11 protein-coding genes are annotated in these 11,937 nt (G+C 59.0%); 5 read left to right on the forward strand and 6 right to left on the reverse strand.

Features of this window, described 5'->3' with window-relative positions; translation table 11 throughout:
* Positions 1-31 precede the first annotated feature (31 nt).
* Entirely contained in the window at positions 32-1,231 is a 1,200-nt protein-coding gene (trmD, locus tag A37O_RS0113655; protein WP_026196387.1) for a tRNA (guanosine(37)-N1)-methyltransferase TrmD, read from the reverse strand.
* Between the two features lie 37 nt (positions 1,232-1,268).
* Here trmD and A37O_RS0113660 point away from each other — a divergent pair, with 37 nt between their 5' ends.
* Together A37O_RS0113660 and A37O_RS0113665 are read left to right on the forward strand one after the other, a co-directional pair.
* Positions 1,269-1,883 carry a DUF4232 domain-containing protein gene (locus A37O_RS0113660; protein ID WP_018298073.1) on the forward strand — a complete coding sequence of 205 codons (615 nt, stop codon included), beginning with the start codon at positions 1,269-1,271 and terminating at the stop codon, positions 1,881-1,883.
* Positions 1,884-1,885: 2 nt separating this feature from the next.
* Positions 1,886-2,470: a TetR/AcrR family transcriptional regulator gene (locus A37O_RS0113665; RefSeq protein WP_018298074.1), complete on the forward strand. Its 585-nt coding sequence runs from the start codon at positions 1,886-1,888 to the stop codon at positions 2,468-2,470.
* Here A37O_RS0113665 and mmsB read toward each other — a convergent pair.
* Entirely contained in the window at positions 2,445-3,326 is an 882-nt protein-coding gene (mmsB, locus tag A37O_RS0113670) for a 3-hydroxyisobutyrate dehydrogenase (RefSeq protein WP_018298075.1), read from the reverse strand. The genes A37O_RS0113665 and mmsB overlap by 26 nt on opposite strands.
* 27 nt (positions 3,327-3,353) lie before the next feature.
* Positions 3,354-4,871, reverse strand: a complete 1,518-nt coding sequence (locus A37O_RS0113675; RefSeq protein WP_018298076.1) for a CoA-acylating methylmalonate-semialdehyde dehydrogenase — start codon at positions 4,869-4,871, stop codon at positions 3,354-3,356.
* A gap of 256 nt (positions 4,872-5,127) precedes the next feature.
* Here A37O_RS0113675 and A37O_RS0113680 point away from each other — a divergent pair, with 256 nt between their 5' ends.
* Entirely contained in the window at positions 5,128-7,704 is a 2,577-nt protein-coding gene (locus A37O_RS0113680; protein WP_018298077.1) for a GNAT family N-acetyltransferase, read from the forward strand.
* Between the two features lie 10 nt (positions 7,705-7,714).
* Positions 7,715-8,869, forward strand: coding sequence for an acetoin utilization protein AcuC (locus tag A37O_RS0113685; RefSeq protein ID WP_018298078.1), 1,155 nt, complete (start codon positions 7,715-7,717; stop codon positions 8,867-8,869).
* A 12-nt stretch (positions 8,870-8,881) separates the two neighbouring features.
* Here the strand turns inward: A37O_RS0113685 and A37O_RS0113690 are convergent, their stop codons facing one another.
* Both A37O_RS0113690 and A37O_RS0113695 read right to left on the reverse strand, forming a co-directional pair.
* Positions 8,882-9,661, reverse strand: a complete 780-nt coding sequence (locus A37O_RS0113690; protein ID WP_018298079.1) for an SDR family NAD(P)-dependent oxidoreductase — start codon at positions 9,659-9,661, stop codon at positions 8,882-8,884.
* Between the two features lie 9 nt (positions 9,662-9,670).
* Entirely contained in the window at positions 9,671-10,870 is a 1,200-nt protein-coding gene (locus A37O_RS0113695) for an acyl-CoA dehydrogenase family protein (protein WP_018298080.1), read from the reverse strand.
* A 197-nt stretch (positions 10,871-11,067) separates the two neighbouring features.
* Here A37O_RS0113695 and A37O_RS0113700 point away from each other — a divergent pair, with 197 nt between their 5' ends.
* A complete protein-coding gene (locus A37O_RS0113700; protein WP_018298081.1) occupies positions 11,068-11,631 on the forward strand; it encodes a TetR/AcrR family transcriptional regulator in 564 nt (187 codons plus the stop codon).
* A 98-nt stretch (positions 11,632-11,729) separates the two neighbouring features.
* On the opposite strand, the gene A37O_RS16315 is transcribed toward A37O_RS0113700, so the two are convergent.
* Positions 11,730-11,937: transposase (locus A37O_RS16315; protein WP_018296954.1), on the reverse strand; the 208-nt coding region annotated here is incomplete at its 5' end.

Raw genomic sequence — 11,937 nt, forward strand, 5'->3', positions numbered from 1 at the left:
CCATGCGTGAATCTAGGCCGTTAGCGAACCACTAACCCGCATCCTGCCACGCACACGAAGCCCCAACACCAGGCTCTTTCGATCCCTCATCGGTAGTGCCGTACCAGTAAATCCCCTTCGGCAACGCCGAGACCACAGCCTTCGTCGCCGCAACCAAGGAAAGTGCCGAGCGCCCATTGATCACAATCCGGTAGAGCACCTCCACCGAGGGGCTGTGTCCTTCCGTCAACTCGAACTGATTCACCAAAATATTGTCCGGTTCGCACGTCAGGTCGACGACTTCAGCGTTGACGTCATAGGGTTCATAGCCCGCTTTGCGCAGCTTCTTCGGCATCTTTGCCACTACCCGATTCCACTCCGCCGGAGTAATCAAGATCGACATGTCAGTGGCCACATCGCGCGCATTCAAAACAAATTCATCTTCGGTAGACAACTCTGCCTCCTCTAGTAGTTCCGGGCGGACACGCTTGGTGCGCAAGAGCGACTGATCACGCCGCCACCGCTCGATCTTCGCGTGGTTGCCCGACAGTAATACCTCGGGTGCCTCGATACCCCGCCAGCTCCGCGGCTTCGTATACGACGGCCCCTCGAGCAACCCATCGGAGAAACTGTCTTCCTCATGGCTCGACGTATTGCCCAAAACCCCCGGGATCAACCTGGTCACAGCCTCCGCAATAACAAGTGCTGCCACTTCCCCGCCGATCAGGACATAGTCACCGATAGACACCTCGCGCACACGATAACGCTTTTCGGCGTCCTGGAACACGCGCTGATCAATCCCCTCGTAGCGCCCACAGGCCACAACAATGTGTTCCTCACGCGACCACGCCCGCGCATCGGCTTGAGTAAACGGCGTACCGGCCGGGGTGGGCACCAGCAGCAGCGGCTTCGAGCGATCCTCACCAGAATCCGCGTAAGGGCGGGCTTCTAGGTCGAGGACGTCGTCGTGACGCGCTTTATCGTTGCGGTGTTCGCTTGCCGACGAAAGCTCGGCGCCGACCCTGCCCGCAGCGACATCGTCGAGCGCTGGGCCCCATACCTCGGGCTTCATCACCATGCCGGGACCGCCACCAAGTGGGGAATCATCGACCGATTTGTGATTGTCCGTGGCCCAATCTCGCAGGTTATGCACCCCGACTTCCAGGATTCCCTGTTCAATAGCCTTGCCCAGCAGAGCATGGCGCAGTGGTTCTAGGTATTCCGGAAAGATCGTAATGATGTCGAGTCGCAGCGCCAGATTATTCACATCTTCGAGGATACTAGGGTGCATGCGTAGTTTGAACCGTCCGTTGCTTGCAGTCACTCTTACCGCCGCGTTTGGCCTAGCCGGGTGCGGAGGAGGCAGCGGAAACGACTCCGCATCAGCAGGATCAACCGCCGATGTGGAAGCACTACAAAACGAACTTCCGTCCGAATCCCCAGCCCCTGAGATGGCACCGGACGAAGAAGGCCACCGCCAGGAAAACGTTCAGGCCGGAAGCTCGGCCGACACATGCCTGACAGAAAACTTAGACATCACCGTCACCGCAGCGGGATCGAACTACGAACTAGTGATGAAAAACCTGGGCGATGAATGCGAGATGATCGGATTCCCCGATGTCAGCATGATTGGCGATGGCAACGGTCGTCAGATCGGTGCTCCCGCAAAAAGGAGCAACTTTGCTTCGGACTATGTGACTCTCAAACGCGACGACACGGCGACGGCCACAATTAAGGTATCCGACGTCGCAGGTCAGGATCAGGCCACGTGTATCCCAACACCGGCCGACGGTTTCCGCGTCTTCCCTCCGGCGAATACTAATTCCTTATTCGTTCCGGTCGCGGGCCTACAGGGCTGCGATAATCCAGATATTTCAGTGCTATCGATAGGCCCGGTGAAATAGCCATGAATGAAAAGTCAACCGGCCAGCGCTCCGATGCGCGGGAGAGAATCCTAGAGTGCTCGCGCGAGTTGTTCAGCGAGCAAACGTTTGCTCAGGTGTCCATGAAGGACATCGCAGAAAAAGCTGGAGTGAGCGTCGCCTTGATTGTGAAGCACTTCGGTTCCAAGGAGTCGCTTTTCGAAGCTACTGTAGATTTCACGAAGTCTGCCTCGGCATTATTCAGCGGCCCTTTCGACCAGTTGGGAAAAACCGCGATCACCGAAACTCTCATGGCGCCTTTCAATGCGCCTTATTCCATGGCACGCACCATCTCAGTCGCCTCAGGCGCGCCCGATAGTATGAGTGCGATCGGGCGACGCATCAAAACGGATCTCTTTCAGGTGCTCACCGATCGTATTCGCAACGAATCTCACGTCACCACTCCATCGCCCGAGCTGCGGGCCCAATCAGCGTTGTCCCTACTGATTGGGGTCTCCATCATGCGGCGGTTCGGCGATACGGAATTTGAATCCTTCGATACCGAGACCCTCATCTCTTACTACTCGGGGATCTTGCAGGGCATCATCGACGGTTCCGCACCTCATTGATAATCGCGGAGAAGTCCAGCCCGCCGTTCCCCTCGTCGACAAACGCGCCATACTGCTGAGCCGCGATGCGGCCAAGTTCCGTGTCGGTGCCTGTCTCTTCCGCCGATGCCATCGCCAACTTGAGGTCCTTCAGCATCAGTGCCGAGGAGAAACCCGGCGCAAAGTCGTGATTCGCGGGTGACGTGGGCACCACGTCGGGAACTGGTGCATTGACCGAGAGCGACCACGAGTTACCTGTTGCGTTGGACACTACGTCGTAGAACGCCTGGTGTTCGAGGCCTAGTCGCTCGCCCAACACGATTGCCTCGGCCAGAACAATTTGCTGTACAGCCAGAATCATGTTGTTGCACGCCTTGACCGCCTGCCCATTTCCGGTCGCACCGCAATGGGTCACTGATTTTGCCATCGGCTCGAGTATTGAGTGTGCCTCGTCGAAAGCTTCCTTGGACCCTCCGACCATGAACGCCAGCGTGCCCGCTTGCGAGCCCGCGACTCCACCTGAGACAGGAGCATCGAGGAAACGCGACCCAGCGTCCTCGACGAGGCTGGCAATCTCCCGAGCCTCCGCGACGGCAATTGTCGACGAGTCAATGAACAACCTAGGCACATCTTCTGCGTCGAGAACTTCTCTAACTACCTGCTCGACGAGCGCACCGTTGGGTAACATCGTGATGATGACCTCCGCGCCCTTGGCTACCTCTGCGGCGGATTCGAATGGTGTGACACCTGCGGCGGCCGCTTTGTCTCGGGCCTCAGGCACGACATCGAAGCCCGCAACTTCGTGGCCTGCGTTAGCCAGGTTGGCCGACATCGGCCCGCCCATGTTGCCTAATCCAAGAAATGCAATCTTGGCCATTGGTTTTCTCCCTCTCTCGCTCTGTGGCTAGTTCATAACCGGCATGGTGAACTGCGGACCGGCATCGCTGTCGTCCGGCCACTTGGAGGTGACCGTCTTGGTCTTGGTGTAGAAGCGATAGGAGTCCGGCCCGTGCTGGTTAAGGTCGCCGAATCCGGAGGCTTTCCAACCACCAAAGGTGTGGTACGCGATGGGAACCGGGATGGCGACGTTGACGCCGACCATTCCAACCTGCACGTTTTTAGCGAAGTCGCGCGCGGCCCCGCCGTTTTGGGTGAAGATGGCTACGCCGTTGCCGTACTCATGGTCACTGGCCAGACGCGTTGCCTCTTCTAGCGTTTCGGTACGCACCATCGTCAGAACGGGCCCGAAAATCTCGGTGCGGTAGATATCCATGTCAGGGGTAGCGTGGTCAAAGAAGCTTGGGCCGGAGAAGAAACCGTTTGCCAGGGACTCGCCCTCGAATTCACGGTTCGACATGTCCAGCTCTCGACCGTCGATGACAAGGTCGGCGCCGGCCGCGACACCCTCGCCGATCATGCGCTCGACGCGGTCCTTCGACTCCTGGGTGACCAGCGGGCCGTAATCCGAGTTCGGGTCCAGACTGTGGCCCACGGTGAGCTCGCGGGTCTTGCGGATGATCGCTTCACGCAGGTTGTCGGCAGTTTCCTGGCCCACAGGCACCGCCACGGACAGTGCCATGCAGCGCTCGCCTGCGGAACCGAAGGCCGCTCCGACGATCGCATCTGCGGTGGCGTCGATATCGGCATCGGGCAGGACAATCGCGTGGTTCTTCGCGCCGCCGAAGCACTGTGCTCGCTTCCCTGTGGCCGCGCACTGCTCGTAGATGTACTGCGCAATTGGGGTCGAGCCGACGAAGCCCACGGCTTGGATCACCTCAGACTGCAAGATCGCGTCAACTGCCTCCTTCCCACCGTGGACAACATTGAACACGTTGGGCGGGCCGCCAGCCTCTACGAATAGTTCGGCGAGGCGCACGGGCACGGAAGGGTCGCGCTCGGAGGGCTTCAGCACAAACGAGTTGCCCGCGGTCAGGGCCGGCCCTGCCTTCCACAGCGGGATCATTGCCGGGAAGTTGAACGGCGTAATGCCTGCTACTACGCCGAGTGGCTGACGCATTGAATAGGTATCAATGCCGGTGCCCACTTCCGAGGAGTACTCACCTTTAAGCTGGTGCGGAGCACCCAGCGAAAACTCGAGCACGTCGACGCCGCGGGAGATATCGCCCTTCGCGTCGGCAAAGGTCTTGCCGTGTTCCAAGGACAAGGTGCGCGCAAGTTCTTCGACGTTGTCGTTGATCAGTTGGATCCACTTCATCACGACCCGGATGCGCTTTTGTGGGTTGAAAGCAGCCCACGCGGGCTGTGCCTCAGCGGCCAGCGCGATGGCGTGATCCACGTCGGCGCGATTCGCCAGGCGGACCTCGGCCTGTGGGGCGCCAAGCGAGGGGTTGAGCACAAGCTGGGTGTGGCCCGAAGTGCCCTCGTAAGCGGTAGCTCCGATGAAGTGGTTGATGATGCGCATTGATGTCTCCTTGAAAAATGAGCTGTATTTAAGTTTCCTTCTGACCACCACTATCTACGTAATGCACATCACATTCAATGGTTTAAGTGATCTATAACGCCATTCACCCCCTAGTGGCCAACCACAGACCGCAACAACCTGCAAAAGTGCCCTTCACCACCTAAAACATGCGCGGGTAAATGAGATTCACCCGCCTTTGAGCGCCCGATTCTGGAAACTGAGTTTCCCGGCGAGCGGTTCTCGTTAGACTCTGCACATGAGTGCACGCCACCGCTTCGCATCCGACGTCCTCCTCAACGACGGGGCTATTGCCACGATCCGCCCCGTCGTAGATTCCGATGCCACAGCCCTCACCGAGTTCTATTCGCGGGTCTCTGAGCATTCCAAATACCTACGCTTTTTCGCCAATCATCCCGAGCTCACAGAGTCCGATCTGGCTGCCTTCCTCGATTCCGACGGCCACGACAAAGTCACTCTCGTTCTAGAGGACAAGCGGGAAGACACGCGTTACAACGAAGGCCGCATCGTCGCCATCGCCGGGTACAAGATTGTCCCCGAGTACCTTCCCACCCGTGTCGGAGACGTGTCCTTTCTGGTTCAAGACGACCAGCAAGGCCGTGGTGTGGGCAATATTTTGCTCGAGCACCTCGCCGACATCGGCCGCGAACAGGGAGTCGAGCGCTTTACCGCCGAGATGCTCACGCAGAATCGCCAGATGACCCGCGTCTTCCTCAACGCTGGTTATAGCGCCCAGCCAGAATTAGCCGACGGCTACATCACGGTGGACTTTCCCATCGCGCCCAGCCGGTCGTCGCAAAGCGCAATGATGCGTCGCGAACAGCGCGCCGAGGCGAACTCCCTGCGACGCGTGCTGAGCCCGAAGACAACCGTGGCACTGCGCCCAGAAAACGGGAACGTGCTCGAGCAGCTCGGCGCTATCGAAGGCGACGTCGACCTCGTCATCGCGGACCACAAGCACGTGGACTTTGACCAACTCGTCGCGGCCGCGCACAGCAAGAATGCCACGACAATCCTGCTACCTGTCGACGCAGCCCATCGTGCCATGACCGACGATATCGCGCGCAAGATGGTGCGCGCGGTGCGTGACGCCGGTATGCGGATGATCGGGCCGGCATCAATCGGTCTGGTCAACACACACCCCGAAGTCAACCTCAACCTCACTCCGGCTTTCCACCCGCGCCGCGGACACGTAGGAATGTTCACGCAAACCGCCGGGGTGGGCACACTGGTGCTCTCTCGCGCCATCGAGCGCGGGTGTGGAATCTCCACGTTTGTCAGTGCCGGTATCTTTTCGGATGTCACCGCCAACGACGTCATGCAATTTTGGGCCAGCGACGAGGACACGCAAGTCTGTCTGCTTTCCCTCGACTCGATTGGTAACCCACGCAAGTTCTTCCGCGTGCTGCGCGCATTATCACAGCTCAAACACGTCGTTGTGTTCATGCCCTCGCGCGCATTGCACACAGCCAGGCATTACCACCAGGACGGGCTCGTCTCTGCCAGCCCGCAGGCCCTAGATCAGGTGGTCAGGCGCGCCGGGGCGGTGGTGGTTAGTCGTCGCGACGCGATGTACGACGTTGCCCAGATCCTAGCGCGCCAGCCCCTGCCTCGCGGCCCGAAAGTCGCCGTGTTGTCGAACTCCGACGGAATTGCGCAGCATATGCTCGAATCTGCCCGACGCTTCGGCCTCGTCCCCACTGTTTATTCGGTCCCCGACGGCGAGCCACTCGAGGCGCTGACGCAGCGTATCGACGAGATCCTGGCAAGCGCGAATGCCACAACTGATGCTCTAGTTGTCACCGTCGCCGAACTTGGAGACGGGCTACTCGAGAAAGCGCACGTGATGCTCGCCCGGCGCGCGCGATCTACAACAATCCCGCTGATTGCTACATATGTCGGATTCAATAGGCCACCCTTCGAGACCGTGGGCGCGGAAACTCACGGCCAGCTCCCGGTGTGCGATACCTATGCGGAAGCCCTAGAGTCGCTGGGGCTGATCGTCGATACGCAGCGGCAACGCGCGGAAATTGCTGCCGCGGAAGAACCCACCGAGACTTCCGCCTCAGCCCTGCGCGAAGCACGGGCAACGATTGAAAACGTCCTGAGATCCTCTCCTCAGGGCAGGTGGGCCACCCCTGCTGAATGCTCGGCGATCTTGGCCGCCTACGGCATCGCACTCGTTCCCTCGACAGGTGCGGGCAGCCTCGCGGAGGCCACCCGCGAGGCTGAGCAGCTCGGCTGGGATGTGGTGCTCAAATGCGTCGGACCAATGGTGCGTGCCAGAAACGAACTCCCAATCATTTTTCGCCACATTAACGACCGCGACGCGCTAGCAAGCGCCTGGTCACAGATCCTCGACATGGCCCACGGCCTTGGAGTGGACGATCTCACCTTGCTCGAACCAGTGGTACAAAAGACCGTGCAACCCGGCACAACGCTGACAATCCGCGCGATCGAGGACCCCACTATCGGCCCGATCACCTCGGTCGGGATCGCGGGCGTCAGCTCAGAAGTATTGGGGGACCTTGCATGGCGCACCCCACCCCTGACCCGCGCGGATGCTCGCAGCATGCTCCTCGAACTCGATGCCGCTCCCCTCCTGGCTGGTTACCGTGGCGCACCTGCAACTGCCCTGTCACCCATCGAGGACGTTGTGCTCGCCGTCAGCCAGCTTAACGACGACAACCCCGCCCTGGTCGATATCGAACTCACCCCGGTGATCGCCGGTGTGGATTCGACCACGGTAGTTGGCGCGAGGATGCGCATCGCCCCGCTCAAGGCGCAGCGCGACCCCCTGGCTCGATCGATTTGAGGGCGAGATTATGTCTGATCCAGTAGTCCTCTTCGATGACACCTTAAACTCTTACTCCTTTGGTGCGGGCCATCCGATGCAACCGAATCGGCTGCGTCACACGTTGGCCTTGGCCAGCTTCTTCGGGCTCGATGCCGAACTCACGCTTGCAACTGTCCCAACTGGCACCGAGGACTTGTCGCGGCTCGTGCATTCTGTTGAGTACCTCCGCGCCCTGCGGCGCAATGAGCCCAACATCGATTTCGGGATCGGTACCGTGGAGCACCCGATTTCGACGCGTCGCGCCGATGGCGCCTCCCACATCGTCGCGGGTACCGTCGAGGCAGCGCGTATGGTCTGGTCAGGAGAAGCTCGGCGCGTGGTCAACCTCGCGGGCGGATTGCACCACGCGCAACCTGCGCGGCAGTCGGGTTTTTGCGCCCTCAACGACGTCGCCGTGGCGATCAGTTGGTTACTGCGCCAGGGAGCGCAGCGGATTGCTTACGTCGACTTCGACGCTCATCACGGAGATGGGGTCGAGGCAATGTTCTGGGATGACCCGCGTGTGCTCACCATCTCTATCCATGAATCGGGAATCTACCTCTTCCCATACACGGGATTTCCTAACGAAATCGGTGCCGACACTGCATTGGGCACCGCAGTCAACATCGCCCTGCCACCGGAATCAGGCGATAGTGAATGGCTTGAGGCAATCCACGGAATCGTCCCACAACTTCTGCGTGCCTTTCGCCCCGAAATCGTGTTCAGCCAGCACGGTGCGGACACCCACTTTTTGGATCCGCTGACGCACCTGAAAGTCTCGGTAGAAGCCGAGGCAAACGCGCTGCGTTCCTTGTCGGCCTGGGTCGATCAATTCGCAGGTGGCAATTGGGTCGCAGTCGGTGGTGGCGGATACAACTTGGATTCCGTTGCCCGCGTTTGGTTTCAAGTCCTCGCCGCGACTGCGGGCGTGGAAGTCTCAGGTGCAGAAGCGATGCCCGCAGACTGGTCGAAACGCCTCGACGTGCCCGGGGCGACGCGCTTGGGCGACCTACACGGCGAGAGCGCCCACCAACTTGGCCTGGATTTTCACCCCGGTAAGCTGACGCGCTCTAAACCATCGGCCTTTCTCGTTGCAACTTCCAAGGCAGTTTTTCCCTATTGGGGGCTCACACCTTACGGGTGAGCCGGGGTGCTGCTAGCGGGGTGGCATCCTCAGACCACCATCCAGACGAATCGTCTCGCCGTTGAGATACACGTTTTCCACCAATGCTTGAACCAGCTGCGCATACTCCGCTGGGTACGCCATCCGCTTCGGGAACACCACATTGGATTCCAATTCCGTGCGGTATTCCTCGGATACTCCGGCCATCATGGGCGTTTCGACGATTCCCGGTGCGATCGCATTGACACGGATTCCAAGGGAGCCAAGGTCGCGTGCAGCGGTGATGGCCAACGAGTGAATGGCTCCCTTCGAGGCGGCATAAGCCGCTTGGCCAACTTGGCCCTCGAACGCCGCTACTGAGGCAGTCATGAGAATGACGCCGCGTTGCTCGTCGTCAAGCGGTGCAAGCGTACTCATTTCATTGGCCACAGCGGTGAGCACGTTGAACGTGCCGGAGACGTTAACATTCAAAACCCTATTGAATACGTCGAGGTCGTGCGGGCCTTTTCTCCCGACGATGCGCATGGTCGTGGCGATGCCCGCGCAGTTGACGGCGATGCGTAGTTCACCGAGCTCGGCTGCCGCGTGCACACCAGCCGCTACGGAGTCGGGATCGGTAACGTCGATGTCAAGATATGTCACTCCTGCGGTTGTGGATCCGGCAGCGTGGGCTTTCTCGATGCTCGGCGCTAGGTCGAAGCCGACGACCTTCACTCCAGCATCGGCGAGGCGCTTGGCCGTGGCGGCACCTAAGCCGGAGGCGGCGCCGGTAACAATCGCAGAGATATTTTCGTTCAACAATGGTGAATTCATGTCGTTTCCTTAGACGAATGCGGACTTACCTGTGATCGCGCGGCCCACGATGAGCGAGTTGACCTCGTAAGTTCCCTCATAGGTGAAGAGGATTTCGGCATCGTTGAAGAGCTTGGACATTTCGAATTGAGTCAAGATGCCGTTGCCACCGAGGATTCCTCGCCCTGCAGCTGCGGATTCTCGTGCCAAACGGGTTGTGGTGGATTTAGCCATGGCGGAATGGACCATTTGAAGATCGCCGTCTTCCTGCACCCGTGCCACTTGCGCCATCAGGCTCAGCGAAGCGCTCAGGTTGCCCATGATGCGGGCCAGGGGTTCCTGAATTAACTGGAAATTGGCGATCTTCTTGCCGAATTGATCGCGCGACAGGGCATAACTGCGTGCGGCATCGAAGATGGCTAACTGGATTCCAGCTCCCTGCCAACCCACCCAGGCTCGCGAGTTGCGCAGGTATACGTTTGTCGCCTTGAAGGAGGCGGCTCCTGGGATGAGGTTGTCTTCGGGAATGAGAACGTTGCTGAAATCGAGGTCAGCGTTTTGCATAAGTCGCAGGCCCATCTTGCGATCGATCTTGGTGCGGGTCACGCCTTCGCGATCAAGCTCCACGATGAAACCCTTCACCACGTTATCTGCTACATCGCGGGCGAATACGATAGCGAAGTCAGCGAACGTGCCCGCCCCGATCCAGCGCTTTTGGCCATTAATGACCCACCCTTCTGAAGTTTTCTCGGCCGAGGTGGCAAGTCCCCCGGCCACATCCGATCCGTGATCTGGTTCGGTAAGTGCAAAGCAGCCAATCTTGTCGAAGGTGCGCAAGCCCGGTAGCCAGGTATTGCGCTGTTCCTCGGAACCAAGCTCATTGATCAGGTCCACGACGAGTTCGTTGTGGATGCCCACAAGTGCGGACAGTGAGACATCAGCGCGGGTGACTTCGGCGAAGACGAGTCCATTGAAAAGACGCGATCCCCCACTGATGGAAATCTCTCCGAGTCCTTGCTCCGCAAGCTTGGGCAGCAGTTCGAAGGGCAATTCCTCGCGGTCCCAGTACTCACCGACGTAAGGTCGAATCTCCTTTTCCAAGAACTCCCGGATCTCGAAGAAGCGCTGACGTTCTCCTTCCTCGAGCTGGTTTGCAATGCCAAGCAGGTCGACGTCAGGGTTGGGAATCCCTTCGAGGAGCGCCGGATCATTAATCTGTGGGGTGATCATGGTGATGGCCTTTCGTTACAACTCACTACAACTTGATTCAAAACCGTACGATTTAATGACCAAGTGTACAGTTGGAATATTGCACCACTGAGGTTTTTGAGAGATTTTGGGAACCAAGCACGTCATTTACCCCCTCCACATCCCCACCTCGTCACCACGCAGAGAAGCAAGTTATCCCGACCAAGAAGAGGAGTCCCATGCTCACACCACGCCAACGCATGCTCTTTACAAACATCTATTCCGATTTCTTAGCCGAGGGCTTTTCTCACTTCACCGTAGACGGCGCTGCCAGCAAGTATCAATGCTCAAAGGCCACTATCTATGCCCTCGGCAAGTCTCGTGATGACATAGTTCGCCGCGTCTTGGTCGCGTACTTCCAGGAAATTGGGCGACGTACCGACGCCGTAATTAACTCCGCCCGCACATCGCACCAAGCGCTCACCGCTTATTTCAATGAGATGGCGGTAGCCACTGCCCCTGCATCCGCTCAGTTCTGGGCAGATATGGCGGGCGACAAGGTGGCAACCGATGTGTATTCCTTCAACACAAAGGCGGCGGTGGAACGCATTACCAGGCTGATCAAAGCAGGGATTTCTAGCGGAGAGTTCCGCGCTGCCGATCCGGATTTCATCGCAACAATGATCGACGCGGCGATGTTTCGGATCCAAAATGCGAAGCTACCAAACGGGGTTTCTACCCCCGAGGCGTACTCCGAGCTTGGAAAATTGGTGCTCAATGGCATTTCTGCCGAGAGGAAATAACGCCATTCACCCCAAAGCGAAAGGTCAAGTCCTTTTGAGTGGTGTATCCGCCAGCGGTTGACTCAGCGATGAACTGACCGCTGACGGAACAGGATTCCTTACGCCACCAGAGCCTCCTGACCGTCACCGACAACGACGCCGACGCCGTCAGCTGCCCGGGCCTTCGCCAGCATCTCCGCCGTCGAGGACAGCATCGCCAGAGGCATGTACCGACGCTGCTGCATCCAGTCCTCATGCTGCTCAGCCAGCACTGCCCCGACCAACCGGACCACCGAATCACGGTCAGGGAAGATCCCCACGACATTG

The organism is Corynebacterium lubricantis DSM 45231 (assembly GCF_000379425.1).
In the GTDB taxonomy this organism is placed as follows: Bacteria; Actinomycetota; Actinomycetes; order Mycobacteriales; family Mycobacteriaceae; genus Corynebacterium; species Corynebacterium lubricantis.

Bases quoted from the DNA above. Each gene is read 5' to 3' on its own strand.
- A37O_RS0113660 (WP_018298073.1), top strand. From the start codon at position 1,269: ATGCGTAGTTTGAACCGTCCGTTGCTTGCAGTCACTCTTACCGCCGCG.
- A37O_RS0113665 (WP_018298074.1), top strand. From the start codon at position 1,886: ATGAATGAAAAGTCAACCGGCCAGCGCTCCGATGCGCGGGAGAGAATC.
- mmsB (WP_018298075.1), bottom strand. From the start codon at position 3,326: ATGGCCAAGATTGCATTTCTTGGATTAGGCAACATGGGCGGGCCGATG.
- A37O_RS0113675 (WP_018298076.1), bottom strand. From the start codon at position 4,871: ATGCGCATCATCAACCACTTCATCGGAGCTACCGCTTACGAGGGCACT.
- A37O_RS0113680 (WP_018298077.1), top strand. From the start codon at position 5,128: ATGAGTGCACGCCACCGCTTCGCATCCGACGTCCTCCTCAACGACGGG.
- A37O_RS0113685 (WP_018298078.1), top strand. From the start codon at position 7,715: ATGTCTGATCCAGTAGTCCTCTTCGATGACACCTTAAACTCTTACTCC.
- A37O_RS0113690 (WP_018298079.1), bottom strand. From the start codon at position 9,661: ATGAATTCACCATTGTTGAACGAAAATATCTCTGCGATTGTTACCGGC.
- A37O_RS0113695 (WP_018298080.1), bottom strand. From the start codon at position 10,870: ATGATCACCCCACAGATTAATGATCCGGCGCTCCTCGAAGGGATTCCC.
- A37O_RS0113700 (WP_018298081.1), top strand. From the start codon at position 11,068: ATGCTCACACCACGCCAACGCATGCTCTTTACAAACATCTATTCCGAT.